This window comes from Sorangium sp. So ce128 (assembly GCF_051525245.1).
Lineage (GTDB): Bacteria > Myxococcota_A > Polyangia > Polyangiales > Polyangiaceae > Sorangium > Sorangium cellulosum_B.
Genome location: NZ_CP150313.1, coordinates 157,863 through 183,550 on the forward strand (window position 1 = coordinate 157,863; position 25,688 = coordinate 183,550).

At 70.4% G+C, this 25,688-nt stretch carries 20 protein-coding genes; 10 read left to right on the forward strand and 10 right to left on the reverse strand.

Translation table 11 applies throughout. From position 1 onward, the window contains the following. Window positions 1-222 precede the first annotated feature (222 nt). Window positions 223-1,440 (forward strand): cytochrome P450, encoded by a 1,218-nt coding sequence (locus WME82_RS00600; protein WP_438041231.1) that lies wholly within the window; start codon window positions 223-225, stop codon window positions 1,438-1,440. Between the two features lie 30 nt (window positions 1,441-1,470). On the opposite strand, the gene WME82_RS00605 is transcribed toward WME82_RS00600, so the two are convergent. Further along, complete coding sequence (locus WME82_RS00605) at window positions 1,471-1,998, reverse strand: MarR family winged helix-turn-helix transcriptional regulator (protein ID WP_438041232.1); 528 nt, start codon at window positions 1,996-1,998, stop codon at window positions 1,471-1,473. Between WME82_RS00605 and WME82_RS00610 the strand changes: the two genes are divergently transcribed. Next, window positions 1,997-3,547 carry an FAD-dependent oxidoreductase gene (locus WME82_RS00610; protein WP_438045017.1) on the forward strand — a complete coding sequence of 517 codons (1,551 nt, stop codon included), beginning with the start codon at window positions 1,997-1,999 and terminating at the stop codon, window positions 3,545-3,547. The genes WME82_RS00605 and WME82_RS00610 overlap by 2 nt on opposite strands. 72 nt (window positions 3,548-3,619) lie before the next feature. On the opposite strand, the gene WME82_RS00615 is transcribed toward WME82_RS00610, so the two are convergent. Next, window positions 3,620-3,748, reverse strand: a complete 129-nt coding sequence (locus WME82_RS00615; RefSeq protein ID WP_437859423.1) for a hypothetical protein — start codon at window positions 3,746-3,748, stop codon at window positions 3,620-3,622. A gap of 103 nt (window positions 3,749-3,851) precedes the next feature. On the opposite strand from WME82_RS00615, the gene WME82_RS00620 reads away from it, so the two are divergent. The 4 genes from WME82_RS00620 (at window position 3,852) to WME82_RS00635 (ending at window position 7,961) form a co-directional block, all read left to right on the forward strand. Continuing rightward, on the forward strand, window positions 3,852-4,331 hold the full coding sequence (locus WME82_RS00620; RefSeq protein WP_437906472.1) for a hypothetical protein: 480 nt from the start codon (window positions 3,852-3,854) through the stop codon (window positions 4,329-4,331). Between the two features lie 336 nt (window positions 4,332-4,667). After that, window positions 4,668-5,669 carry a universal stress protein gene (locus tag WME82_RS00625; RefSeq protein ID WP_438041233.1) on the forward strand — a complete coding sequence of 334 codons (1,002 nt, stop codon included), beginning with the start codon at window positions 4,668-4,670 and terminating at the stop codon, window positions 5,667-5,669. Window positions 5,670-5,816: 147 nt separating this feature from the next. Further along, complete coding sequence (locus WME82_RS00630; RefSeq protein ID WP_438041234.1) at window positions 5,817-6,107, forward strand: hypothetical protein; 291 nt, start codon at window positions 5,817-5,819, stop codon at window positions 6,105-6,107. A 162-nt stretch (window positions 6,108-6,269) separates the two neighbouring features. Then, complete coding sequence (locus WME82_RS00635) at window positions 6,270-7,961, forward strand: glycoside hydrolase family 43 protein (protein ID WP_438041235.1); 1,692 nt, start codon at window positions 6,270-6,272, stop codon at window positions 7,959-7,961. Window positions 7,962-8,096: 135 nt separating this feature from the next. Here the strand turns inward: WME82_RS00635 and WME82_RS00640 are convergent, their stop codons facing one another. The 4 genes from WME82_RS00640 to WME82_RS00655 form a co-directional block, all read right to left on the reverse strand. Continuing rightward, the gene (locus WME82_RS00640; protein WP_438041236.1) at window positions 8,097-9,503 is read right to left on the reverse strand and encodes a hypothetical protein; all 1,407 of its coding nucleotides are present in this window, start codon (window positions 9,501-9,503) and stop codon (window positions 8,097-8,099) included. A 223-nt stretch (window positions 9,504-9,726) separates the two neighbouring features. Further along, window positions 9,727-11,793: a methionine--tRNA ligase gene (metG, locus tag WME82_RS00645; protein WP_438041237.1), complete on the reverse strand. Its 2,067-nt coding sequence runs from the start codon at window positions 11,791-11,793 to the stop codon at window positions 9,727-9,729. A 55-nt stretch (window positions 11,794-11,848) separates the two neighbouring features. Next, window positions 11,849-12,712 (reverse strand): DUF6209 family protein, encoded by an 864-nt coding sequence (locus tag WME82_RS00650; RefSeq protein ID WP_438041238.1) that lies wholly within the window; start codon window positions 12,710-12,712, stop codon window positions 11,849-11,851. A 293-nt stretch (window positions 12,713-13,005) separates the two neighbouring features. Further along, a complete protein-coding gene (locus WME82_RS00655) occupies window positions 13,006-14,628 on the reverse strand; it encodes a DUF1552 domain-containing protein (protein WP_438041239.1) in 1,623 nt (540 codons plus the stop codon). A gap of 289 nt (window positions 14,629-14,917) precedes the next feature. Between WME82_RS00655 and WME82_RS00660 the strand changes: the two genes are divergently transcribed. Together WME82_RS00660 and WME82_RS00665 are read left to right on the forward strand one after the other, a co-directional pair. Then, window positions 14,918-17,059, forward strand: coding sequence for an FG-GAP repeat domain-containing protein (locus WME82_RS00660; protein ID WP_438041240.1), 2,142 nt, complete (start codon window positions 14,918-14,920; stop codon window positions 17,057-17,059). 322 nt (window positions 17,060-17,381) lie between these two features. Beyond that, complete coding sequence (locus WME82_RS00665) at window positions 17,382-17,888, forward strand: RDD family protein (protein ID WP_438041241.1); 507 nt, start codon at window positions 17,382-17,384, stop codon at window positions 17,886-17,888. Between the two features lie 146 nt (window positions 17,889-18,034). Here WME82_RS00665 and WME82_RS00670 read toward each other — a convergent pair whose 3' ends face one another. Continuing rightward, window positions 18,035-18,355 (reverse strand): hypothetical protein, encoded by a 321-nt coding sequence (locus WME82_RS00670; protein ID WP_437548633.1) that lies wholly within the window; start codon window positions 18,353-18,355, stop codon window positions 18,035-18,037. Between the two features lie 764 nt (window positions 18,356-19,119). Here WME82_RS00670 and WME82_RS00675 point away from each other — a divergent pair. Next, complete coding sequence (locus tag WME82_RS00675) at window positions 19,120-20,007, forward strand: 2-oxo acid dehydrogenase subunit E2 (RefSeq protein ID WP_438041242.1); 888 nt, start codon at window positions 19,120-19,122, stop codon at window positions 20,005-20,007. A gap of 131 nt (window positions 20,008-20,138) precedes the next feature. Here WME82_RS00675 and WME82_RS00680 read toward each other — a convergent pair whose 3' ends face one another. After that, complete coding sequence (locus tag WME82_RS00680) at window positions 20,139-21,374, reverse strand: hypothetical protein (RefSeq protein ID WP_438041243.1); 1,236 nt, start codon at window positions 21,372-21,374, stop codon at window positions 20,139-20,141. 211 nt (window positions 21,375-21,585) lie between these two features. Here WME82_RS00680 and WME82_RS00685 point away from each other — a divergent pair, with 211 nt between their 5' ends. Continuing rightward, the gene (locus tag WME82_RS00685; protein WP_438041244.1) at window positions 21,586-22,602 is read left to right on the forward strand and encodes a zinc-binding alcohol dehydrogenase family protein; all 1,017 of its coding nucleotides are present in this window, start codon (window positions 21,586-21,588) and stop codon (window positions 22,600-22,602) included. A 21-nt stretch (window positions 22,603-22,623) separates the two neighbouring features. On the opposite strand, the gene WME82_RS00690 is transcribed toward WME82_RS00685, so the two are convergent. Continuing rightward, a complete protein-coding gene (locus WME82_RS00690) occupies window positions 22,624-24,492 on the reverse strand; it encodes a hypothetical protein (RefSeq protein WP_438041245.1) in 1,869 nt (622 codons plus the stop codon). A 48-nt stretch (window positions 24,493-24,540) separates the two neighbouring features. Continuing rightward, window positions 24,541-25,656, reverse strand: a complete 1,116-nt coding sequence (locus WME82_RS00695) for a hypothetical protein (RefSeq protein ID WP_438041246.1) — start codon at window positions 25,654-25,656, stop codon at window positions 24,541-24,543. Between the last annotated feature and the right edge of the window lie 32 nt (window positions 25,657-25,688).

Genomic DNA, 25,688 nt, shown 5'->3' on the forward strand with positions numbered 1-25,688 from the left:
CGTGTCGGGCGCCGCCCAGGACTCGCTACGTCAGGCGCCGCGGGCTCATCCGGGGCCGCCGGCGGCTCGCGGTGGCCGGGCGCCGCGTCCGTCCGGGTCGTGTCGACTGGCGTATTCCGCGCGGGAGGCGCGTTCCAGCGCTCCATCTCGTGGGTGCATCGACTACCATCGTCTCCGAACGGCGGCTGCCACCGGCGACTCCAGACGACGGAGGTTTCGACGATGAACCTTTTTCCCGACGAGATGCGGCGGGATCCTTATCCCCTCTACGATCAGCTGCGGACCGGCTCTCCCGTGTTCCATGTCGCTCCGCTCGATCTCTGGATGGTCTTCGATTACGACGGGGTGAAGCGGGCGCTGACCGATCATGACGCCTTCAGCTCCGCGGTGGCGCCTCCCACCGGCAAGGCGCCGGACTGGATCGTCTTCTCCGACCCGCCGCGCCACACGAAGCTTCGATCCATCGTCCTGCGGGCGTTCACGCCGCGCTCGATCGCGGGCCTGGAGCCGCGCATCCGGGAGCTGTCGCGCGATCTCCTGGATCCGTGCATCGAGCGCGGGGAGATGGACCTCGCGGCGGACTACGCGGGGCCGCTGCCCACGATGGTGATCGCCGAGATGCTGGGCATTCCCCCCGAGGACCGGGCGAGGCTGCTGCGCTGGAGCGAGGTGATAGTGAACCTCAGCCACGCGATCTCCGGCGGCGAGGAGGCGGCGAGGGCCGTGAGCGAGCACGCCGTGGTGAAGGAAGAGATGAAGGCGTATCTCGCGGACCTGATCGAGGCGCGCCGGAGGGCGCCGGCGGAGGACCTCTTGACCCGGCTCGTCGAGGCCGAGGTGGACGGCGAGCGGCTGACCGAGGGAGACATCCTGAACTTCTTCCAGTTCCTGCTCGCGGCGGGCACCGAGACGACAACGAACCTGATCGACAACGCGATCCTGTGCTTCCTCGAGAGCCCGGCGGAGCTCTTCCGCCTCCGGGCGGCGCCCGAGCTCTTGCCCTCGGCGATCGAGGAGGTCCTGCGCCACCGCTCGCCGCTGCAGATGGTGTTCCGTGAGACGAGGCGCGCCGTCGAGGTGCACGGCCAGGTGATCCCGGCCGGGAAGCTGGTGCTGCCCGTGATCGGCTCCGCGAACCGGGATCCGCATCAATTCCACGACCCTGGCCGCTTCGACATCGGGCGCGACCCCAACCCGCACGTCGCGTTCGGCCACGGCATCCACTTCTGCATCGGGGCGGCGCTGGCGCGCCTGGAGGCGCGGATCGCGCTGCCGGATCTCCTCTGCCGTCTGGAGGGCCTCCGGCTCGCGAGCGACGAGCCGTGGGAGCCGCGCAAGGCGATCATCGTGCACGGTCCGGCGCGCTTGCCGATCCGCTTCGAGCCGGGGAGGCGCGTCGCGGTGCACGCCGCGGGGGCGCACACGCCGTGTTCCGGGTGAAGGCGGCGCCGCAGGAGGCCTGCGACCACCTCAGGTCTTGTCCGTTCCGCTCGACGACGCCATCAAGTCGTCCACGAACCGGCGCATCAGGCGCACCAGGTCGCTGAAGTCTTCCTCACTCCACTTGGCGAGGACAGGGGCCGCAAGCCTCTGACGCGCGGCGTCCAAGGCGTCCGTCATCTGCCGCCCCTCGTCGGTGATCACCGCCTCATGGATGCGACGATCGGCTGGGCTCGGTCGACGTTCGATCAGCCCTAGGCTCTCAAGCTTTGCCACCTGGCGACTGACGGTCGTGTAGTCGCGCCCGGCTCGGTCCGAAAGCTCGACCACGCCGATCGGCCCGAAGCGCTCGATCCCCACCAGCAGCCGAAAGAGGGCTTGATCCAGGGAGATGCCTGCCTCCGCGAGCAGCGCCTGATCGCGCTGCGGCTGGTTCATGAGCGCGGTCAGATCGACCATGGCTCCGTGGAGCTCGCGGAGCTCGCGAAGCTTCTTTTTTGTAATCCGTGTATTTTGCACAAATTCCCTTGACGCTTCGGAGGGCGCAGTTATATGCATGATACACATATCTGAAACGCGGTCCAAAAAAGCGGAGCTCGCGGTGGAATCTATTTTTTCGACGGATGTCCTGATCGTCGGCGCAGGTGCTGCTGGGTTGACCCTCGCCATCGAGCTCGCCCGTCGGGGCGTTGCGTTCCGGCTCATCGACAGGCAGGACGGGCCATTTCGCGGCTCGCGCGGCAAGGGGATCCAGCCGCGCAGCCAGGAGGTGTTCGAGGATCTGGGCATCCTCGACCGCGTCGTTGCGACAGGCGGCCTGTACCCACCCCCGCGGGTGTATCGCGACGACGGAGGCTACGAGGAGTCGCAGATCATGGAGCCTCAGGACCCGACGCCCGGCGAGCCCTATCGTCTGCCGCTCCTCGTGCCTCAATTCCTGACCGAAGCCGCGATGCGCGAGCGTCTGGCGGAGCTCGGGAAATACCCGGAGTTCAGCCGCGAGCTGAAAGGCTTCGAGCAGGATGGCGAGGGGGTCAACGCCCGCATCGCCGGCCCGACGGGCGAGGAGACCGTCCGCCTCCGCTATCTCGTCGGAGCGGACGGCGGCCGGAGCGTCGTGCGGCACGCGCTCGCGATCGGCTTTCCCGGCAAGACCCTGGGGGTGCGCGCGGTCGTCGCCGACGTCGTCCTGGAGGGACTCAGCAGGGCCGCCTGGCATCGCTTCAACGAAGGGTCGATGGAGAAGCAGATGTCGCTGTGCCCGCTCGCCGGCACCGACATGTTCCAGTTGCAGGCGCCGATTCCTCTCGAGGGTGATGTCGATCTCTCCGCGGAAGGCCTTACAGCGATGGTCACGGGCCGCACGGGCCGAGGCGACGTCGTGATCCGCTCGGTCTCCTGGGCCTCCGCCTACACCATGAACGCGCGCCTCGCCGACCGTTACCGGGACGGGCGCGTCTTCCTCGCCGGCGATGCCGCGCACATCCACCCGCCGACGGGTGGGCAGGGCCTCAATACGAGCGTGCAGGACGCCTACAACCTCGGCTGGAAGCTCGCCGCCGTTCTGGCAGGCGCGCCGGAGGCGCTGCTCGCGACCTACGAGGAGGAGCGCCGGCCGGTCGCCGCGGAGACGCTCGGCCTGACAACGAAGCTCCTGGAGGCGGCCAAGCGAGGCGCCATGCGCCGCGGACGCGAGGTGCATCAGCTCGATCTCGGATACCCGGAGTCGTCGCTGGCCCTGGAAAAGCCGAAACGCAGCGGCGGCATCCTCGCGGGCGGCCGAGCGCCGGACGCGCCCGTCCGCGGCGTTGCGGGGATGCCGACACGGCTCTTCAAGCTCTTCCAGGGTCCGCACTGGACCTTGCTGGGTTACGGGCCGGACCGGCTCTCGGCCGTCGAGCCGCGCCCCGGACTCCACATCCACGCCGTCGGGCCGCGCGGCGACATTGTCGATGATGGCGGCCATCTCCGCGCTGCTTATGGCGTGTCGCTCGGCGACTGGGTGCTCGTCCGGCCGGACGGATATATCGGCGCCATCGTGTCGTCCGATCATGCTCCCGCTCTGGAAGCCTACCTTGCCAGCGTCGGGCTCCCATCACGAAGATGACAAGGACGAGAGCGCGCTCTCGCCACGCCGCAGGCTGTGGAGTTCACCGAGCCAACGGCGCGGCCCCTCGCGTCAAGGGAGACGGAACATCGACCAGGGCACCTGGACGCCGGTACCACCGGTCTGGCCGATCAGGTTCGCGGGCTCCGCCGCGGGGTCCAGCGTGATCGACGCGATGTAGCGATCCCCCGTGACCGCCACCGGGCCCTTGACCAGGTTGTGCTCCGCGTCGTAACCGGGTGGTAACCGTCTTCCAACGGACGTGGATCCGGCATAAGATGAGAAGCAGGGGGGTTCAATCGAGATGGATTCCCATGCCGAGAAGTTTGCCAAGCTCGCCGAGCGAATCGAACGCGATTTGAAGCGTATCGATGATGCTAGAGTTGCTGCTCGGCTCAAGCCTGTGCGGGCACCAGAAAGGGTACCTCATTGGTTTACTCGCGTCCTTTCAAAGCTTCGACGTGGTTCGAAGGCTCAGCCGAGCGCCGAGGACGAGGGAGCTCGTCGATTTGAAGAGGCTCAACGCCGTCTGGAATCACTTGAGAGATACGGGGCGGAGCTGGCACGAGCGGCTGCGCAGGAGGCTGCGAACGCCAGGGAATGGGAACTACGCGCGATGCTCGCGGTTCGAGCGGGTGACGATGTCCTCGCGCGCGAAGCGCTCTGCCGGCAGCGCGAGGCGCTCGAAGGTGCATCGGCGCACGAGCGGCAAGCAGCAGCGATCTCGGCGGCGATGGCCGAGTACACGTCTGCTCTTGCCGCCATCAAGGCATCTCCGCGTTGATGGGGCTGCGACGGACGACACCAGACCGACAGAGCACGCGCCCGGGTAGCCCGCGTCGATGACGGAACGCAGGCAGGTGCGTCCTCCACGGCCGGGATGAGCCGCGTGACCCGGTGCTGCGCTTGACGTCGCCCGCCGTGATGATCGCACGCGGCGCGACACCCCCCCTCGATCACGCGAGGCGAGTCGCTCGCCAAGGCATCGGTGGGCCGCAGCGGCAGCCGGCCTCCGCCGACCTCAGGGACCCGCGCCGCAGGTCCTCGGCGGCACGTGCGCCCTGCGCAGGGCAGGTCGCGACGCCTGGCGCGCGGCTTGCTGTGCCTGCGCGACGAGCCGATGCGCCGCACCAACGCCACGCCCACGACGCCGCCCAGCTCGCCCGCCCAGGCGGCGCCGGCCCCCCAGCGCGACGGCCGGACGACGAGCACACCGCGCCGCGAGGCTCGCCTCGGCGACGTCCTCGCTGCGACCGATTTCTCGCCGGGCGCTCTCGCGGCGATCGAGCGCGCCGCGCGCCTCCCCCTCTCGGCGGGCAGCACCTTGCACCTCGTTCACGTGCTGCCAGCGCCCGCCTCGCCCGCGGAGGGCGAGAGCGCGGAGCAGGCCGCGCGGCGCTCGCTCGACGAGATCGCGGCCCGCGCCCTCGATGTCGCCCGAGGCGCGGGGAACGCAGGTCTGCAGGTCGCCCCGAGCGTGCTCGTCGGCAGAGAGTTCGTCGAGATCATCGGTCATGCGCGCAGCCGCGGCGCGGAGCTGATCGTCCTCGGCAGGCACGGGGAGCGCCCGATCCTCGATCTCCTGCTCGGGTCGACGGCCGAGCTCACCGTCCGTCACGCGGACACTCCCGTGCTCGTCGTACAGCGCCCCCCCGCCGGCGCCTACAGGCGGCCGCTGCTCGCCGTCGAGCTCTCGGACGTCGCGCTTCGGAGCGCCGCGCTCGCGACGAAGGTCATCGACCCCGAGGTGAGCCGCATCCGGGCGATCCACGCCTACCACGTGCCCTTCGAGGACAGGATGGCGCTCGCCCTCCCCTCGATGGAGTTCGCGGCCTACAAGGCTCGATACCATGACGACGCGCGCGCCGGCCTCAGGCGCCTCCTCGGCTCGTTCGACGGGCTCGGCGTGACGTGGGAGTCGTCGGTCCGGCGCGGCGACGCGAGGCGCGCGATCGTGCGCGAAGCCGGGCGGTGGAAGGCCGATCTCATCATCATGGGCACGCACGGGCGCTCGGGGATCTCGCGCGCTCTCCTGGGCAGCGTGGCCGAATCCGTCATGCGCTCGGCGCCGTGCGACGTGCTGGTCGCGCGCCCGTCCACGTTCGCGCTGGAGCTGCCCTGAGCGGCGCGGCAACGAAGCATGCTCCGGCGGCGCCTGGACGCGCGCGTCGACTCGACCCGCCGAGGGCAAGACGGCGTGAGCGCCGGTAAGACGGTGAGACGATAGGGGGTTGGCTCTGCGGCCCCTTCGGATAGGCTGCGCCGTCGCATGATGCCGGAAGCTGCCCTCACGCTGGCCATCCTCGGAGCCACGATCGTCCTGCTCGTGAGCGATCGCCTGCGGCTCGACGTCGTGGCGATGATGTCCTTGCTCGCGCCCACCCTGTCCGCCTTCATGAGCTCCACGGGGACCGTGGCGATCCTCCTGCCGGTGGTGGGGACCGTCGCGTTGAAGCGCGGAATTGCGCCCGCGAGGCTCCTCATGCCCGTGGGGCTGCCGCTGCAGCTCCTGGTGCTCGCGACCACCGTCATCGTCGTCCCGCTCGTGTGGGGCTTCTGACCGCGGGAGGCGCCGCGTCAGGCCGCCCGGCGACGCGCCGGGCGCGGGCGGGCCTCAAGGCTCCTTCTTCTTCCACTTCTTCTTTTTTGGCGGCGGCAGCTTCGTCTTTCGATATCCTCGGCGCGATCGTCCTCTCGACCATCGCCGGCGAGCCAGTCATCCATGCCTGATACCTTCATCCGCAATCCGATCCTGCCGGGCTTCAACCCCGATCCGTCCATCGTCCGCGTCGGCGACGACTACTACGTCGCGACCTCGACCTTCGAGTGGTACCCCGGCGTGCAGATCCACCACTCGCGCGACCTCGTGCACTGGCGTCTGCTCTCGCGTCCGCTCAACCGCGCGAGCCAGTTGAACCTGCTTGGCGACGGCGATTCGTGCGGCGTCTGGGCGCCGTGCCTGACGTATGCGGATGGCCTGTTCTGGTTGATCTACACCGACGTGAAGCGCTACGGCCGGACCAGCGTCGGCGGCGCGTCCGGCGCGTCCATGCGCGACTTCCACAACTACCTGGTGACCAGCCCCACCATCGACGGAGAGTGGTCGGATCCCGTTTATCTCAACTCGAGCGGCTTCGACCCCTCGCTGTTCCACGACGAAGACGGCCGCAAGTATCTGAGCAACATGCTGTGGGACCACCGGCCCGGCCGCAATCGCTTTGCCGGCATCGTGCTCCAGGAGTACTCGCACGCCGAGCGCAAGCTCATCGGGCCTGTCACGAACATCTTCAAAGGCACGCCGATCGGCTACACCGAAGGTCCGCACATCTACAAGCGCGGCGGCTACTACTATCTGATCACCGCCGAGGGCGGCACGTACCAGGGCCACGCCGTCACCATGGCGCGCTCCCGTGACCTCACCGGCCCGTACGAGCTGCACCCCGAGACGTACATCCTGACCTCGCGCGCTCGCGCTGACGTCGCGCTGCAGCGCGCGGGCCACGCTGACCTTTGCGATACGCCGTCGGGCGACGTGTACATGGTCCACCTGTGCAGCCGTCCCATTCCGAACCGCGGGCGCTCGACGCTCGGCCGCGAGACCGCGATCCAAAGGATGGTCTGGTCGGACGACGGCTGGCTTCGCACGGCCGATGGTGAAAATATCCCGCGCGTCGAGGTCCCAGCCCCCGGCCTGCCCGCGCATCCCTTTCCCGCCCCGGCCGCGCGCGAGGACTTCGATTCACCGCAGCTGCCGATCGACTTCCAGTGGCTGCGCTCGCCCTACCCCGACGAGCTGTTCAGCCTCACCGCACGTCCCGGTCATCTCCGGCTCTACGGCCGCGAGACGCTCGGCAGCCTGTTCCGCCAGTCGCTCGTCGCACGCCGCCAGCAGGCGCACTGCTACACCGTGATCACGTCGGTCGACTTCGCGCCCGAGGAGTATCAGCAGATGGCCGGGCTCATCTGCTACTACAACGCGAGCAAGTTCCATTACCTGCACATCTCGCACGATGAGACGGTCGGGCGCTATATCCGGATCATGTCGGCGATTCCGGATGGGGTCATGGCGGACGCCTTCACCGCACCCGTCCCCATCCCGGGCACCGCGCCCGTGCACCTGCGCGCCGAGCTCGACCACGACCGGCTCTACTTCGCCTACAGCCTCAACGGTACGGACTGGAGCTGGTTCCCCGAGCACCTGGACGCCAGCATCCTCTCGGACGAGGCCTCCGCGCCTGGCCTTCCCAACTTCACCGGTGCGTTCGTCGGCATGGCGTGCCAGGACATGTCGGGTACCGCGCGCCCAGCCGATTTCGACTACTTCGAGTACCGCGAGCGCGAGTACCTGATCGACCCCAGGCGCCCGCAGCGTCACTTTCCCGGGAGGGAGGCGGGTAAGGAACCTCGTTGTTGACCGCGGGTCGCTGGAGCTGTGGCGCCCGAGGGGGTCGACGACGAGCGCTTCGCCGAAGCGGGAGGCGCGATCGGGCTCGCGCTCGCTCGGCTGAGCTCTCTGCAGCCCGTCAGGGTAGTGAGCAGGCCGGGGCCCTCAAGGCTCCTTCTTCTTCTTCCACTTCTTCTTTTTTGGCGGCGGGAGCTTCGTCTTGTTCGGGTCCTTCGGCGCCCACGGAACGCGCGTGTCGATCGGCAGGATGTCCTCGTGCGGCAGGGCGCGCTCGCCCTCGCGCTTCACCGCGAACGACGCCGAGACCACGTTGACCTTGTGCGCGCCGACGTCGGACAGATCGCCTTTGACGCGGAGCCCGAGAGGGATGCAGAATATCCTCTTCCGCTCTTCTTCATCCATGTCGCTCGCCGGCGGCGCCCCGTCGCCCGGGCCGCGCAGCTGGCCGAGCCGACTCGGATCCTCCATCGCCTGCTGGAGCTGCTCGAGCACCTCCTCGGCGCACACGAGCTCCGGCTTGGGCTTCTTCCTGCTGCCGGACGGATACTGCACCTTGGACTGGACCTTGACCGTGACGGTCACCGGCTGCCGGTCAGGCCCCATCTGCAGCGCGCTCCCGGCGAGCGCCCCCTTGGCCCCGTCCACGATGCGATCCCACGTGGGGCCGTCCCCGGCCGACGCGCTCACCAGCCGGACGCCGAGGACCTGGCCGTCGGCGCCGAGCTTGACCTCGAAGGTCGCCCGCGCGTCGAGGGGCGCGGCCGAGGAGCGCACCATGTCCGCCAGGGTGCTCGCCACCGCGCCCGCGGCGGGGACGCTGATCCCCACGCTCTTGTCCTTGCTGTGCAGCGTCTCGTTCAGCACCGTGCCCGCGATCGCCGGATCCACCGGGCGAGCGCGCGGGGCGGCCGTCGGGGCGGCGCGCGGCGCGTCAGGGCCGGGGAGCACGCCGGGCACGGTCCAGAGGGGCGTCCCGAGCCCTGGGGCGAGCGCGATGCTCCCGCCCTCAGCGGGCGGCGCCCCGCCGTACTCGTCGCCGGGCGGCGCCGTCCCCGGGGCCCCCGGGGCCTCTGCGGCGGGCGCAGGGGCCTCGGCGGTGGGCGCGGGGGCACCGGGAGCCTCGACGGCGGGCGCGGCGGCCTCGGCCGCAGGCCGGGCGGCGGCTCCGGCTGCGGGCGGCGCCGTCTCCGGAGGCGCGGCCTTCGGCTCGGCGGCGGGGGCGGCCGGCGCCGGTCTCGCGCGTTCCATCGAGGCGACCTTGGCCGCTGCGGCGCCCGGCGCGGGCGCCTGCGCCTTCTCGGTCGGAGCGGCCTTGCCGATCTCGCCGGCCGCCTCCGGCTCACCCGCGACCGGCTCGCCCCCGGCCGGCGCCGCGGTTGCGGCCTGGGGAGCCGGTGATTCCAGCTCGAAATCGATGCCATCCACGATCGCGGACGGCTCGGCAGGGCCCTCCGGAGGCCGCTCCGGCGTCGGCGCGGCGAGGATCGCGGCGTGCGCCGCGACCGCCATGGCCAGGGCCACGGCATCGCGCCCCCGCAGGGAGATGCTCACCGCCTCCTCGTGCCAAGGCAAGCGCGCATCGACCAGTTCTAGCACGCCCCCCGGCGCGCGGACCTGCATCCCCGGTGGTCGCCCGCCCACCGGCGCGAAAAGCACGATCGCGGCGCGGCGCGGCGCGCTCGCGCTCGCCGCGCGGCCGCTGCGGCCGGTGTTTCGCGCCCGTCGTATCGCTGCGCTGTAAGCTGCGCTGTAAATCGCGTGCCGACGTGCGGTGTCAGAGCACCGGCGTGCCCGGCGCGGCGTCCTCGACCGTGATGGTGCGGACTCGCCCCTCGACCTCGGCGGTCAGCAGCATGCCTTCGGAAACGAGCCCTTTGCCGAAGTCGCGCGGCGGCAGGTTGCAGATGACGACGATCCGCTTGCCCACCAGCTCTTCCGGGGCGTAGCTCGCCGCGATGCCCGAGATGATGCGCCGCGGGGCGCCGTCGCCGGTGTCGACGCGCAGATCGAGCAGCCGGTCCTTCTTCTTCACGCGCTCAGCGCTCGTGACCACGCCGATCCGGAGGTCCAGCCGGGCGAAATCGTCGAACGCCACGGGGCTCTTGCCCTGGCGCGCCGGCGGGGCGGCCACCTCGGCGCCGCCGCTCGCCCCGGGCGCGGCCTTCGAATCGGCCTTCGCGCCGGCCTGCGCATCGGCCTTCGCCGGCTCGGCGTCCGGCCGTGGCGGGGCGAACCGGGCGAGCAGCTCGGCCTCTTTCTCCTTCTCGAGGCGCGGGAAGATGGGCGAGCCCCTGCGGAGCTTCTCTCCGGGGGCTCGCGAGGGGAGCGCCATCGGCCAGCGATCGCTGCCCTCCTCGAACGCGATCGGCGGCAGCCCGAGCTGCTCGCGCATCCTGCCCGCCACGACCGGCATCACGGGGGAGATCATCACGCTGATCGCCTCGAGCTGCTCGATCAAGGTCGCGATGATCGTCCCGAGGCGCGCCGGGTCCGTCTTCTTGGCCACCCACGGAGCGGCCTTGTCGATGTAGAGGTTCGCCGCGGCGATCACCGTCCAGATCGCGTCGAGCGCGCGCGTCGGCTGGTTCGCGTCGAACGCCGTCGCCGCGGCCGCCGCGGCCTGCCGCTGCGCCCCGGCGAGCTCCTCCTCGAGCGGGCCCAAGGCCCCCTTCGCGGGCACCTCCTCGGCGAACGGGAGCACGCGATTCAGCAGGTTGCCGAGCGCGTTGCCGAGCTCCGAGCCATACCGCGACAGCACGTCCTGGAGGCTGAAGTCGCCGTCCTGGCCGAACGAGATCGCGCGCATCAGGCAATACCGCACCACGTCCGCCCCGACGAGGGGCGCGCCGGCCGCCGCGCCCGGGCCGCCGGGCAGGGCCGCCGCGGCCGCCTCGGAGAGGGCGGCCGCCACCTCGACGGGGCTGATGGTGTTGCGGAGCGTCTTCGACATCTTCTGCCCGCTGTACGTGAGGAACCCGTGGGCGAAGACCTGGCGCGGCAGCTCCGCCTCGCCGTAGCCGGCCGAGAGCAGGAATGCGGGCCAGTAGACGGCGTGGAAGCGCAGGATGTCCTTGCCGACGAGGTGCACGTCCGCGGGCCAGAAGCGCGTGTTGTCCTCCGGCTCCCGGAGGGCGGTCATGTAGTTCGCCAGCGCGTCGAACCAGACGTACATGACGTGCTTCGGGTCGTCGGGGACGGGGATGCCCCACTCGAACGTGGTGCGGGAGACCGACAGATCCTGGAGCCCCTCGCGCACGAAGCTCACCACCTCGTTCAGGCGGCTCGCCGGCTGCACGAAGGTCGGGTTGCGCTTGTAATAATCGAGCAGCGCGTCTCCGTACCTGGACAGGCGGAAGAAGTAGCTCTCTTCCTTGACGCTCTCGGCGGGCTTCTTGTGCAGCGGGCAGACGTTCCCGGGCTGCTCCAGGTCCTTCTCGGTGTAGTAGGCCTCGCACCCGACGCAGTAGAGCCCCTCGTAGTGGCCGAGGTAGATGTCCCCGCGCGCCTTGATCCGGCTCCAGAGCTCCTGCACGGCCTTCTTGTGGCGCGGCTCGCTCGTGCGGATGAAGTCGTCGGGAGCGCAGCCGAGCTTCGGCCACGTGGCGCGGAAGACGGCGGCGATCTCGTCGGCGTGGGCGCCCGGCGCGACGCCGCGCGCCTCGGCGGCGCGCTGGATCTTGAGGCCGTGCTCGTCCGTGCCGGTGAGCATGCGGCTCTCGTGGCCGCGCAGCCGGTGGTAGCGGCACAGCACATCCGCGGCGATCGTCGTGTAGGCGGTGCCGAGGTGCGGGACGTCGTTGATGTAATAGATGGGCGTCGTGACGTAGAAGCGGCTCGCCATGGCAGCGCCCTCTTAGCATGGAGCGCTCTCCCGCGGCGAGCCGGCGCGGCGCCGATCAGATCAGCGCGTCCTCGGGGAGCTCGGCCTGGTGCAGGACTCCATCCGTGAACACCTGGCCGTCGATCTCGTAATAGAGCCGGAGCTGCACCCTGCGCGCGTCCGGCCGCGGCGACACCGAGCCCGGCGTCGCGGTGGATCCCTGGAAAATCTTGCCGGCGAAGCTGAACTGCTGGTTCGGGCCCCACCCGGTATACACGAGCGGGATCGTCTCGGCGTGGACGAGCGCGTCGTGGCCGTCGAACACGTGGACATCGATCCATGCGCTGGCGCCCCACGCCGAATGGCTGACCCACGCGTCGAGGTCCAGGTGTATCTGGATGTCTGTCCCCGCGATCGGCCCCTGCGCGGGCCTCGGGAACGCGTAGACCTTCGAGGCCCGAAAGGCCCGGACGTTCGTGATGTCGGGGCGCCGCTGCGCCCCCGCGCGGTAGACGACCGGCTGCGCCGGGATCCGCGGCGGCGGGCCGCCCACGTCGAACCAGTAGTTGTCGCCGAAGCGCGTGTCCCACGCCTCGCACCGGCGGCTGGTCTGCGAGAAGCCGTGGAACCAGATCTCCGCCTGGGTCGCGTCGTCGGGCACCGAGATCTCCAGGGCCGCGGGCCTGTGCGCGACGACGTGCCCGGGCGGGTTCCCCGGGGCCCGCACCTCCTCGACGACGCTCCCCTGCACGATCGCGCCGCGCGGGTGAAAGCGGACGTAGGCGGTGATGTCGCCGATCTCGGCGCCGCGCCATGTCGTGAAGCAGCGCGATAGGCGGCTCAGCTCATACTCGATCCTGAGCTTCCCCCCGCGCTCGATCGGACCCTGCTGCGCGTGCTGCCAGTCAGGCAGGAACTGGAGAACAGCGGTCGTTGCCATCGGGACCCTCCTTGCATGGACGCGTAGCCAGGAACGGGCAGCAAATGCAAGCGGGGCGACGTTTCGGTCGGCGTGAAGGCCGATCGCGCGTCGGCCGATCGCGCGGGTGCGGTTTCGGGGGGCGTGACGGCGGATCGCGCCCGCTCGGACGGCGCGACCCAAACCGGGCCCAGCGGTCAAGCGCTCGGCCTGGGGAGCCCGCCGTGACCGAGCCGCCGTGTCGGGCTGCGGTGGTCGCTCGCCCGCGGCGCGTTCATGACCCGGGCGCGCGACAGGCTCGGGGACGAGACCGCTCAGGAGTTCGCCCTGAGCGCGGTGAACTCGCCTGGATCGTGGATGGTGGGGGGAGTGGTCCCGCCACCGATGAAGTCTTCCGTCCGGTCGTACATGCCGAAGTGGGTCACCGGCGCCGAACCGCCCTTCGCCGGGAAACCATCCGGGCCTGCCTTGACCCCGAGGGCGTTCATCAAGCTGCAGTAGTACTTGTTGATCGGCGCGTTGGCGAGCGACGGATCGGTCCCCGTTTCCTGGGAGTACCCGTCGACCTCTTGCGGAGCGCCGTCGGCACACGTGATCTCGCTGTTGCCGGTCGTGAGATCGGGCGAGCCGTCATCGACGTTCACGGCCCAGCCGGTCTTGAAATAGCCGCCGGCGCTGCCGGCCTGGACGATCGGCAGGTTGTTGAGGTTGAGGGCGCAGCCGTCCGACATCTCCTGGAACCAGACGGCCGCGCAGTTGTCGAGGAGCGTCCCGTCGCCCTCGTCGATACGGTTCAGCTGCCCGACGAGGTGGGCGAACTTCCTTGCATAGAAGTCGTCGATCTTGAGGAGCATGTCGATCACACCCGGGACGCAGGGGCCCTGCACTCCCGCGCTGTCCAAGCGACTCGAGAGACCTTCGCTCTCTTGCGTCAGGCCGAGCCCCGTAAAGCTGTAGTTCCCGGGGTACTTCAGGAAGATGACGGGGTTCGCGTTGCACGCCGCCGCGAGCACGGCGAGGTTCGAATAGAGGTCGGCTCCGTCCAGGCTGTCCGAGATTCGCTGCATCAGCCGGTCTTCGCCGAGCGGGGTTGTGCTCGCCAGGTCGATGTTTTCTTGCGTCACGCCGAGCGCTGTGGCGAGGGACGTGTCGCACTGCGCAGAAGCCACCACGTGTCCTGTCGAGTGGAGGAGCTCCTTCCAGGCTGCGAGCTTCTGCTTGTCGGCACGGCTCATGTCGAACCGCTCGAGCCTCTGCAGATCGTCCTTCACGATGTCGAGGACGCTCTTGCCGCGCATCGCCGCGTAGGTGTCCGGAGACGGCGGCTTCCCCGCCTCGAAGACGCCCGTGAGGCTGCTGAAGGCCTGCTGCGCGTTGAGGCCCCTGAAGAGGGTCTCGGCGGCGGAGTAGGAGATCGCCGACTGAGAGTTGTCATTCTGACCACCCGTGTTCAAGAGCAACGGAGTGCCTTGCGGGCTGAGCTGTCGTGCGATGACGTGGTCCAGCGAGGGACCGGTCGGCATGGCGTTGAACTTCGTCGCCGTGTTGAAGCTGAACGGGTCGTTGCTGTTGGGAGTGACCGGGTGGCAAGTGAAGTACGACCCGACCACCTGCGTGTGGTGATCGTTCCCCTGCCCCCGAACCATCGTCGCCGTCCACTCGTTCATCGCGCGGATGCCTCGGGGCATGAGGAGCTTGTCGACGTAAGGCGCCAGGTGCTTGAGCGTCGTCGACTCGAGGTCCGCGGCGGTGAGCGGTCCGTGCGACTTCTTCGGGAACCACCGCGTCGTGATGCAGCCATAGTGCGTGTACATCACGATCAGCCGCTTCGGTGGCGTGGCCGGCTGCGCCATCACGGAGCGGTCGAGGATCGAGCCGAGGAACGGCGCCGCGACGCAAGCTCCGCCCAGCCCCCGGAGGAAAATTCTTCGGTTCACGCGCTTTGCCATGATCGTATTTTTCCTACCTCAGTGGAGATAACGCCCGGCTGACACCCGGAACGCCCTCCGGATGCCCGCGTTCGCCACGTCTCCGTCACCCCTACAATGCCCGCAGGCCCGTGAACGTATTTGGATTTCGCTCGGCCGGGAGCGCTCGTCGAGCGGAAGGATGCCCCGCGCGTCACGGGCGACAGCGGCGCCGGGAAAGAGCTCGTCGCGCGGCGGGAGGCGGCGGTAATTGGCGCCTATCGCGACGCGTCGCTGCCCGCGATGCTATGTTGAGACCATGACGAGGAGGTCGAATCGCGCCCTGTTTGCGTTTGCCGTCTCTGCGTTGCTGGGCGCATGCGGTGGGGAAACAGCGCCCTCCACCCCGGAGGCGGGCGGGACGACGGGCTCGCCCGCCGGCGGTACGGGGACAGGCGGCGCGGACGCGAGCAGCAGCGCCGCGGGGACAGGCACGGACGCGAGCAGCGGCGGTACGGGGACAGGCGGCGCGGACGCGAGCAGCGGCGCGACGGGGACAGGCGGCGCGACGGGGACAGGCGGCGCGACGGGGGGAGGGACCGGTGGCGCGGGGCCTGTGCAGCTCACGGGAGCCGTCGAGAAGGGGCCGTTCGTGGTCGGCTCATCGGTGGTGATCTCGGTCCTCGGTCATGACCTGTCCCCGACGGGACGGACGTTCATCACGGCGACGGACAACGATCTTGGACATTTCGAAGTGGCTATCGCCCACCCCGGTCCGGTCTCGATCGTGAGCGAAGGGTTCTATTACAACGAGGTCACCGGCCGCCTCTCGGGCGCGCCGCTGACGCTGCGCGCCCTGTTCGACGTTGCCGGCGATGCGCCGGAGCAGACCGCGTACGTCAACCTGATCACGCACCTCGGCTACGAGCGGGCCAGGCGGCTCGCCGAGGGCAGCGGCGATCTCACGGCTGCGGTCGAGCAGGCAGAGGGCGAGCTCCGCGCCGCGCTGGGCATCGGCCCGGCAGGTTTCGACCCCCACGCGGACGGCGTCGAGATGAACGCTCTCGGGGGCGATGGCGACGCCAATGCGTACCTCCTCGCCGTCGGCGCCGTGGTGCTCAAGGCAGCCAGCCGCGAGGCGGGTGAGCACGGCTCCGTCGACGCGACGATGCAGGAGCTCGTGAACCAGCTCTCGCTCGACCTGGCGAGCGACGGCGCGCTCGACCCCGCGCTCGTCGCGGAGCTCGCCGGCGCGGCCTCGGCGCTGGATCGCTACGAAGTGAAGGATCTCCTCGGCGAGCGGCTCGAGGAGCTGGGCTCGACCGCCGAGGTGCCGGATATCGACAGGTTCTTCGACGAGGACGGGGACGGTATCTACGACGCCGAGGATACCTGTCGTCTCGCCCCCAACCCGAGCCAATCGCCGCTGAACGCGATCTGCTCGGTCAAGGAGGTCCGCGTCTCCGAGCCCCTCATGGGCGGCAGCCTGACCGAGATCTTCGTGCGCGACGCCGATCAGGACGGCCGCGCCGACGTCATCCTCGGCAATGTCGGCGGTGGTTCGGGCGAGGGGCTGGGCGTGCTGCGCGGCAAGGGGACGGGGCGGCTGGAAGAGCCCGTATGGGCTCTGCCGCCCAGGGATTACTACGCCGCGGCGGTCGTCGCCGACTTCAACGAGGACGGCGATCCCGACGTTGCGGCGGAGGTGTGGGGGCTGTCGCTCGCCGAAGGGGGGCCGGGAGCGACGTTTCTGCCCGTGGTCGAGATCGATCCGGCGAGCGCGCTCTGTCTGGCGACCGCGGATTTCGACGGGGATGGGCATCAAGATCTCGCCTCCGGCGGCGCTTCCGACGTGACCATTTTCCTGGGGGACGGCGCGGGCGGGTTCGTGGCGGCAGCGACGGTGCCCGCCGACGCTCCGGTCGCGCTCGCCGTGGGGGACTTCGACGCCGACGGCAACGAGGATCTGGCGGCGGCCCACTGGGACCAGGGGAAGGTCAGCGTCTGGCTCGGCGACGGGGCGGGGGGCCTCGGTTCACCGACCTTCTTCGCGATGCCTTCCAAGGCGTCGTCGGTGTCCGTCGGGGACTTCGACGGCAATGGCGACCAGGACCTGGTCGTGGCCATGCTCGACGGGAGGCTGCGCGTGCTCGTCGGCGACGGCGCGGGTGGCTTCACCCAGGGGCCCGAGCACCAGGTGTCGGCGAATCACCATGCCAGGACCGCGATGGCCGACTTCACCGGCGACGGGAGAGACGATGTCGTCGCGAACTGGGCCATGGACGGCGTGATCCACCTCGTCATCAGCGAGGGGACGGCGTTCGGCGAAGATCACACCTTCGACGAGGCGAACAGCCGGGAGGGCCTGTCTCTCGGTGTCGGCGACCTCAACGGGGACGCCAGGCCCGACATCGTGTACGACGACGGCGAAGCCGTGACCACGCTGGTCATCAATCTCTGAGCCCGCAGGCTGGCTGCTTCCATCCGCGAGGCCGGCGAGCTCGTGCTCTCAGCGGGCCGTGTAAGACGCGAAGGCAACGGGGAGCGTCGACCTTGCGCTCGGCGGTGAGCTCGATCCGGCGCCGCGTCACCGGTCGCCCTTGCGATCCGTCCACACTCCGAAAAGCGTGTCCGGTTTGATCGTTCCTTCATCGCCGGGTCGACGGGGCTGTCTTCACGCCGCCGCCGGCGGGGCGTAGCATGTGCCAGGGCGCGTCGACTCCAGGGCAGCCTGCCCTCGAGCGCTGCGCCGCGACGTCACCCAACCCGCATCGAGAGGTCTCATGAGTTCTCCGACCGCCCAGCCCGCCGAGAGCTACAACCCCTACGAAGCACCCAAGGCAGACGCACCCGCGGCGCTGCAACCGGAGGCGCGCTCGCGGTTGCGGCTCGCGAGCGGCGGCCGGCGGTTCGTGAACCTCATCGTCGATTACATGGGATTGATGCTGTTCACGTTCCTCGTGGGCGTGATCTTCGGGCTCCTCGGGGGCGCCGAGGTGTTCGAGCAGGCCAACGATACGTTGCTCGGTCTCGTGATGATGTTCGCGTACTATGTCTCGATGGAGGCGCTCTTCGGCGCCACGCTGGGCAAGCTCGTCACTGGCACGCGGGTCGTGATGGAGGACGGCAGCCGTGCCGGCATCGGTCGGATCGCGATCCGCACCCTGTGCCGGTTCATCCCCTTCGAGGCGTTCACGTTCCTGAAGCGGGGCGACGCGCCCGTGGGCCTGCACGACGGGCTGTCGAAGACCCGCGTCATCCTCGTGCGCGGCGCTGACGACGCACGTTGAGAGGGGGTGCGCCGAGCTCCTGTGGGGACGGACCGTGTCTCCGGGGGGCGGCGGCGTGCATGGTGCCCATCGTAAAAATTCAATCGTCTCGCCATGGCATCATGGCGTTCGCGGCGCGTGCTTTCGTCGCCTCGCGACGGGGCAGGTCAGGGGACGGCCTGCTTGCGAATGCGAGCGAGAGAGCGAGAGCACTGGAGGGCCATGGCGCCGAACCCGAGAAAACAGACACCAACGTCAGACCAGCTCCGGAGGTCGAGGGCTTCGACGCGCACGAGCAAGAGATACGCGAAGGCGAGGTTGGCCAGCGCCCAGGCAACGTTCACCGCCGGCGGCGACAACCCCTTGAATGGCGGTGATGCAAACGGGGTCTGCAACGGTTGGCCGGACACGCCGGCGATCAAGTGGGGGAGCGCATTGGCGAGGAACGCCCCGCCGAAGAAGTACGCGAAATAGACATACCAGGGCATGGTGATCTCCTCGAGCTGTTCGAGCGGAGGCTGCTCTCGTGCCAAGGAAGTGCGTTGTGGTAGGAATCGTTCAATAGTCCGGTCGAGCCCGTCAGGACCAGTTCCGGCTAGCGCGCGAAGCAGGGCCCCGTCGAACCCATTCGCCCGAGCCCTGCCGAGTCCCCCAAGGATAGCCCCGGCGAGCACCGCCGTCCCTGGTGCGCCCGCCCGCCTGTAGCGACGACGCGGCCCGAGCTGCTCGCATGTGGACGATACTACAGGAGCTGCGGCTTCTGTGAGGCCGATCTTCGCGTCTGCCGAACGCGGTCGAGACAGGTGCGCCTCGCGCCGGTGGAGCCTCCTGCCTTGGAGACCGCGCCGCCCTCCCCAGAGCTCCGTCCAAGGGACAAGCAAGTGCTCTCGCGTCCGAAGCTGCTCGCGCTGCGCGACCTCGCGCGGAGGGTGGACGCCGGCGAGATCCCCACGCTCGCCGAGGTCCGCGCACGGACGACGAGGAGCGCATCGAGCGGCCGAGCGGAGCCGCTTGCGGCCGCGCACCTCACGCACGCGGGTCGTGACCCCCCAACCTGGGTCGGATTGCGGCGTGCCCCTGGAAAGCGGGGTAAGAGGAGAGATGCGCGGGGCTGGCGCCCGGACCGGATGGCTTCCGGCGGCCCCGAGGCGTCACCATGGAGCGACGGCGCCGCGGGGGGGACACCGCCTCAGGCGCCGGGCAGGCCGCCTGATGCTGCGGGTGTTGCTAGCTCCTGGAGATCCAGTTGGCGATGGCAAAGCTCACCGGGTGGAGAAAGGTGGCGTCGGTCCTATGGCGCGCGCCGGAGAACCCGCAGATCTTCGGCGCCTTCGAGTGCGACGCGCGTCCGCTCTCGGCGTTCATCGAGGCAGCGCGGGCCGCGGGCCACCATGTCACGCCGACCCACCTCGTCGGGCGCGCCGTGGCGCACGCGCTCCACGAGATGCCCGATCTGAACACCCGCTTCGTCGCGGGCCGCGCGGTGCCACGGAGAACGGTCGACATCTTCTTTATCACGGCAGTCGAGGCCGACAGAGATCTGTCCGGCGTCAAGGTGGAGCGCGCCGACCGCAAGAGCGCTGTCGCGCTTGCGCACGAGCTCGCTGACAGGGCTCGCGGCCTCAAGGAGGGGCGCGATCCGATCTTCACCCGGACGAAGCGGACGGGCAATGCGCTCCCCCGGCCCATCCTCCGCCAGCTGCTCCGGTTCTCGTCGTGGTGGACGGGGAATCTCGACCGGGATTTCCCGGCGCTCGGCCTCGAGCGAAGCCCGTTTGGGAGCGCGATGGTCACGAGCGTCGGGATGTTCGGCATTCCCATGGGCTTCGCCCCGCTCGCCTCGTTCTTCAAGGTGCCCTTGATGGTCCTCGCCGGAGAGATCGCCGACAAGCCGGTTGCGGTCGACGGCCGCGTCGAGGTGCGGCCGTCGATCTCGATCACAGCGACCATCGATCACCGGGTTGCGGACGGCTGGCACATCAGCCAGGTGCTCCGGCATTTCCGGGCCTACATGGCCGATCCGCAGGCGTTCGAGCTCGAGATGCCAGCTCCGGCCGCCGGCGCGGCCGGGCGCGCTGGTCTCGAGAGCTCTGCGCCGGCGCCTGGGTCACCAGACGGCGGCGGCACATCAGGCACATGACGATCGCGTGATGCGCCGCCCGCAGGGTCTTCAGCGGCTTCTCCCGGCCTCTTACCCGACCACGAACAGCCGCTGCGGTCTGCGCGCGTCGAAGCGGTGGAGCCCGGCTTCGCGGCCGAGGCGTCGCGCGGCTAGGGCGTGAGATCGATCATCGATTCGGTGCCCTTCAGGGTCACGGAGATCTCCGCGCCCAGGCCGGCCCCGCCGGCGAACGCCGGCGCATCGACGCGCACAGCGCACGTCCCGTCGGCGATGACCTCCGCGGAGCGGGTCAGCAGATCTCCGCGGGGGATCTCGGTGCTCTCGCAGAACCGGCCATCGACGGCGCAGGCCTCCGGCGTGGAGGACGTCACCTCGAAATCCTCGGTCCTCGCCTCGCTGCACAGCGGAACACCGCCGGACGCGAGCCCGGAGATCACGGCGACCACCCGGTTCCCCGTGCGGTGGAACCCATCGAGCGTCTCGCCATCCACGAGGGCCCTTTCGCCCCCCGCGACGCCCGGAAGCGCGAACGCCACGTCCATGGCGTCGATGCGGGCGGCAGGGATCACCGAGACCTCGCGCGATGCGCCGCCGTCGGCCGCGGTGATCACGACGCTGCCGTCCCCGGTCGCGACGATATCGGAGGGCGCGCCCCCCTCGCGCACCCGGAGGCCCACGCCGGTCCCCACCACGTCGACCGCCGGGTGCTCGACGTTCTGGGGAGAGAAGCGCAGGCCCGCCGCGTCGAACGCCGCCGTGGTGATCGGGAGAGGCCGGTTCGACTGGATGACGGCGCTCGCGCCGCACTCGACCGGTATCTCGATCTGCCAGCGCGGGCGCGCCGCCTGGACGGTCATCAACAGCGTGACGGGGAGCTCGCGGGTGTCGTCGTACGCGGAGCACGCGTCGAGGCCGCCCTCCGGCACCGCGAGCACGCCCGAGACCTCGAAGGTCGATGTCCCCTCCTCGCTCACGCGGACAGAGAACGTCGTGGGCCCCGTCTGCTCGACGGCGATCGCGCCCTGGATGGCGCCTATCTGGTCAATGGTGATCGCGCCCGGGATCGGATTGCAGCAGCAGCGCGGGTCGACGACCGAATCCAGCGCCATCGTCACGGAGCTCGGATAGTCGGGCCCGAGCGCCAGCGCGGCCTGGCCCTCCACGACCATGCGCGTCCGCGTCGAGCGCTGGTCGCTCGCGATGTAAGCGCCGGTCAGCGTCGATATCGTTCGCGCCGGGAGCGAGAGCGCCGCGACCTCGCTGGTCTCCGGTTCGACTGGGTCGGGGCAGAGCGGGTTGGCGTTGTCGCCGTCGTCAGGGAGCGGCTCCTCGACGCCCGTGTCCGACGCGGAGGGGGCTGGCTGGCACGCGAGGCCAGCGCTCATGAACAAGAGAAACTGGAGTAAACCTCTTCGCATGTCGTAGAAGTAACAGACGTAACCTGCGGAGAGAGGCAGTGGCAAGGTTGCGACCGGGCGATCTGTGAACGGAATTCATGAATCTTCGTCGCCACGCGTGGATTGTCCGTCCCGCCGGCGAGGGGCACCTTGCGGCGCGTGACGGGGCCTCTTGCCGGTCCCGCAGAGGAGCAACGCCATGCACGCCGTAGGAGTCCACCGCTACCTTCCCATCGAGCACCCCGAGAGCCTGCTCGACATCCAGCTGCCGGAGCCGGCGCCGAGGCCGCGCGATCTGCGCGTGCGGGTGTGCGCGGTGGCCGTGAACCCGGTCGACGTGAAGGTCCGCGCGCCGAAGCCCCGGGTCGAGAACCCGCCGCGTATCCTCGGCTGGGACGCCGCCGGAATCGTCGAGTCGGTGGGCGCGGACGTCGCCGTGTTTGGGCCGGGAGACAGGGTCTATTATGCCGGCAGCATCGCGCGGCCGGGCAGCAACGCGGAGGTGCACCTCGTCGATGAGCGCCTCGCCGCGCCGATGCCGAGGTCGCTCGGGTTCGCCGACGCGGCCGCGCTGCCGCTCACCTCGCTGACCGCGTGGGAGGGGCTCTTCGAGCGCCTCGGCGTCGACCCCGAGGGGCGCGACGCGGGGAGCACCGTGCTCGTCCTCGGCGGCGCCGGCGGTGTGGGCTCGATGGTGGTGCAGCTCGCCAAGGCCGCGGGGCTGCGGGTCGTCGCCACCGCGTCGCGCGAGGAGAGCCGGGCGTGGGCGCGCTCCCTCGGCGCGGACGTCCTCGTCGACCACCGCGCGCCGCTCCGGCCGCAGCTCGAGGCCGCGGGGATACAGCACGTGGAGCTCATCTTCGATACGCAGAGCACCGAGGCGTGGTGGGACACGATGGCGGACCTCGTGGCGCCGCGCGGGCGCATCGTGGGGATCGTCGAGGCGAAGGCGCCGCTCGATCTCGGGAAGCTCATGTCGAAGAGCGCGACCTTCGCGTGGGAGCTGATGTTCACGCGGTCCCTCTACGAGACCGCGGACATGGCCGCGCAGCGGGCGATCCTCACGCGCGTGGCGGCGTGGGTCGACGAGGGGCGGGTCCGCACGACGCGCCGCGAGCACTTCGGCCGGATCAGCGCGGCGAACCTGCGCGCCGCGCACGCCCGCATCGAGTCGGGGCAGGCGGTGGGCAAGCTGGTGCTGGAGGGGTGGGGCTGACCGCGAGGCGCGCGGGGCACGTCAGCGGGCGAGGAGCGCGATCGCGTCCTGGATCCCGGCGTGGGTCAGCCGTACGCGGACGTCGACGCGGGCCGCGCCGGAGCCGAGCACCTCGGAGGTGACGGCGAGCGGGGTCGCGACCCCGCCCCGCGCCGGCAGCGCCGCGAGCGCGGCGAGGTCCTTGGCGGCCTCGTCCAGCGCCTCCGGCGTGTCGCCGTTCGCCGCGAGCAGCGCCAGGCCAGCCAGCGAGAAGAGCCCGCCGGCCAGCGTCCCGCGCCTCCGCAGCACGTCCATGTCCGGCGCCGCGCCGAGCGTGCCCTCGTCGCGCCCCGGATCCACCGCGACGCGCAGCCGAGCCACCAAGGCGGCGTCGTCCTCGCTGATCCCGAGCCACGTCCGCTGGCCGGCGGGGACGACATAGAGGTGGGTCGTGTGCGCGGGCGGGGCGCCTTTCGTGAGCGGCCTGGAGCGGAGCTCGACGTGGAGCGTCCCCGCAGGCAGCGAGGCGGGCGCGCGGACGATCGCGTGCGTCGTGTGCTGATTGTCCTCGTCGTCCTTGCGAGCGCCGTCCTTCGGCGCGCTCCGCTTGAACTTGTCGAGCTCATCGCCGCGCTGGAGGAGCTCCTTCACCCCGGAGATCCAGGTCTGCGCCGGCTCCTCGACCGAGGCCAGCACCCACCCCTGGAGCGCGAGGCGCGCCGCCTTTCGCGCGCGCGGCGCGCCCTTGTCGCGCTGGTAGGCCGCGAGCGCCTTCTCCGCCGCCGCGCCGTTCGCGCCCGCGCCGACGACGAGGGGGCCGCCCGTGAAGGCCAGCGTACCGAGGCGATCGAGGACCTGATCGAGCCGCGCCTCGTCGTAGCCGTCGTCGATCATGTCGTCGCGCAGCGCCTTGAAGACGGCCTCCCGCAGCGGGGCGAGCTCGGCGCGCGACGCGCCCTGCGTGTGGAACGCGACCGCCGTGTCGGCCGGGAGGCGGAAGAACGCCGGCGGCGGCGCGGCGTCCTGCGCGGCGGCCGGCACGAAGGCCAGCGTGAGGGGCGAGCGCCGGCTCGCGAAGCGCAGCGTGAGGCCGACCTCGACGTCCGCGCGGCCCCACGTGAGGTCGACGTTCAACCGCTCGATGTCGCGCAGGAACCCCGCGGCGAGCTCCTCGCCCAGCGCCCCGGCGCGGCCGTCGTCCTCGTCCGCGTCGCCCGCGGCGCTCGCCTCCTCCACGGCCTGGCGGAGGGTCCGCTCCGAGAGCTCGATCCGGGCGTCCGCGTCGAGCGGCTCCCGGGCCACGACCTGGACGAGGTAGGCCGCGGCGGCCTCGATGTCCTCCATGTCCGTGCCGCAGAGCAGGCGCGCGCCGTCCCGCCGCTCGCCGGGATCGAACGCGCAGGCCCAGGGCGGCGCCTCCTCGTCGGGCTCGGCGTCACGCGCGCGCTCGACGCGCAACAGGCCCGGGTGCTCCTCGATCTCCTTGAGCACGAAGCGATCGGCCAGCCGCGGCACCTCCTGCTCCGCGACCGACAGGGAGGCAACGGCGTGATCGCCCGTGGTGCCCAGGAAGGCGACGTCGATCGGCCTGTCCAGATCGACGATCCCGGCGAGGTCCGGGCCCACCGCTGGCTCGAGCATCTTCGTGGGGTCCGTCGAGCCCATGGTGAACACGAGCGCGCTGCTCGGCAGGAGCTGCGCGGCGTTGGCCCAGGTCCGCTTCGGATGGGCGATCCTCAGCACGAAGGCGAGCTCCGCCGGCGCGCTCGCGGGCTGCGCCGCCGCGACCGCGGGCGCGGCGACGGCGGGGCGCGGCGCCGCGAGCAGCGGCGCGACAGGAGCACGCTGGGGAGCCGGGGCGCCGGCGCACGCGGTGAGGAGGGCGATCGGGAGGAGGGCGGCGCGCTTCATGGAGGCGCCGATCGTCGCGCTCGAGCCGGGCCCCTGGCAAGCGGGGTGTCACTTCGGGAGCTTCATGACCGTGCCTGCGGCGCTGTTCGTCCAGTAGACGCTGGTCGCGTCCACGGTGATGCCCAGGGGATGATCTTGCCCCGTCGCGAGCGTCTCGGGATCGCCGCCTCCGATGGGCACCTTCTTCACGCTGCCGTCGTCGTTCGTCCAGTACACGCTCTCGGCGTCGATCGCGAGCTTCCGCGGGTTGCGCTGCCCCTCCGCGAGCGCGAAGGGGGGGCCGCCCTCGAGCGGAGCCTTCATCACGGTGCCTCCGTCGTTGGTCCAGTAGACGGCGGCGGCGTCCACGGCGATGTCCTGCGGCTTGAGCTGCCCGTCCGCGATCGCGCTGGGGGCGCCGCCCGCGACAGGCGCCTTCATCACCGTGCCTCCTTCGTTCACCCAGTAGACGTGGGTCGCGTCGACGGCGATGCCGAGCGGGGAGTCTTGCCCCTCCGCGAGCGCGACCGGGGCGCCGCCCGCGATGGGCACCTTCATGACGGTGCCCTGGTCGGCGCTCGTCCAGTAGACGTTCGCGGCGTCGACCGCGATGCCCATGGCGTATGTCTGCCCGTCCGCGAGGATCGTGGAATCGCCCTCGTACGACGCCATCATGATGATCTCGAGGCCGGAGTCGGTGAAATAGATCTGGCCGGAGGGGTCGAGCGTGATGCTCTGGGGGGCGAAGGGCGGGTCTCCCTCGAAGAGGAACGCCGCATTGCCGCCGCGGACAGGCACCGTCATCACCTGTCGAGCGACAGGATCGACCCAGTACGCCGTGGTGTCGTCGACCGCGATGTCCGTCGGCTCGACGCCGCCCGACGCCAGGACGAGGGGCTGGCAGCGCGACGCCACGCACGGCGCTCCCAGGCAATAATGGCCGCAAGCGCCGCAGTGATCCGGATCGGACGTCCTGTCGACGCAGGAGCCGTCGCAGAAGGACAGGCCATCCTGGCAGCCGGGCGTGTCGCCCCCGGCCCCCGCCGCGGCCACGGCCACGGCGTCGCCTCCGCCCCCGCCGGAGGTCGCCGAGCTCGTGGCATCGGAGCTCCCAGGAGCGAAGTCCCGAGCTTCGGGGCTACACGCGGACAAAGCAAGCACACTCATCAGCAGGAAGCGGTTCATGGCGCGTAGTGTACACGGAACGCGGGAGCACG

Coding starts and splice junctions, on each gene's coding strand:
- WME82_RS00610 (WP_438045017.1), top strand. CDS start 1,997: ATGATACACATATCTGAAACGCGGTCCAAAAAAGCGGAGCTCGCGGTG.
- WME82_RS00680 (WP_438041243.1), bottom strand. CDS start 21,374: ATGAGCGCTGGCCTCGCGTGCCAGCCAGCCCCCTCCGCGTCGGACACG.
- WME82_RS00670 (WP_437548633.1), bottom strand. CDS start 18,355: ATGCCCTGGTATGTCTATTTCGCGTACTTCTTCGGCGGGGCGTTCCTC.
- WME82_RS00690 (WP_438041245.1), bottom strand. CDS start 24,492: ATGAAGCGCGCCGCCCTCCTCCCGATCGCCCTCCTCACCGCGTGCGCC.
- WME82_RS00620 (WP_437906472.1), top strand. CDS start 3,852: ATGGATTCCCATGCCGAGAAGTTTGCCAAGCTCGCCGAGCGAATCGAA.
- WME82_RS00630 (WP_438041234.1), top strand. CDS start 5,817: ATGATGCCGGAAGCTGCCCTCACGCTGGCCATCCTCGGAGCCACGATC.
- WME82_RS00635 (WP_438041235.1), top strand. CDS start 6,270: ATGCCTGATACCTTCATCCGCAATCCGATCCTGCCGGGCTTCAACCCC.
- WME82_RS00625 (WP_438041233.1), top strand. CDS start 4,668: ATGCGCCGCACCAACGCCACGCCCACGACGCCGCCCAGCTCGCCCGCC.
- WME82_RS00685 (WP_438041244.1), top strand. CDS start 21,586: ATGCACGCCGTAGGAGTCCACCGCTACCTTCCCATCGAGCACCCCGAG.
- WME82_RS00695 (WP_438041246.1), bottom strand. CDS start 25,656: ATGAACCGCTTCCTGCTGATGAGTGTGCTTGCTTTGTCCGCGTGTAGC.
- WME82_RS00600 (WP_438041231.1), top strand. CDS start 223: ATGAACCTTTTTCCCGACGAGATGCGGCGGGATCCTTATCCCCTCTAC.
- WME82_RS00660 (WP_438041240.1), top strand. CDS start 14,918: ATGACGAGGAGGTCGAATCGCGCCCTGTTTGCGTTTGCCGTCTCTGCG.
- WME82_RS00605 (WP_438041232.1), bottom strand. CDS start 1,998: ATGCATATAACTGCGCCCTCCGAAGCGTCAAGGGAATTTGTGCAAAAT.
- WME82_RS00665 (WP_438041241.1), top strand. CDS start 17,382: ATGAGTTCTCCGACCGCCCAGCCCGCCGAGAGCTACAACCCCTACGAA.
- WME82_RS00675 (WP_438041242.1), top strand. CDS start 19,120: ATGGCAAAGCTCACCGGGTGGAGAAAGGTGGCGTCGGTCCTATGGCGC.
- metG (WP_438041237.1), bottom strand. CDS start 11,793: ATGGCGAGCCGCTTCTACGTCACGACGCCCATCTATTACATCAACGAC.
- WME82_RS00650 (WP_438041238.1), bottom strand. CDS start 12,712: ATGGCAACGACCGCTGTTCTCCAGTTCCTGCCTGACTGGCAGCACGCG.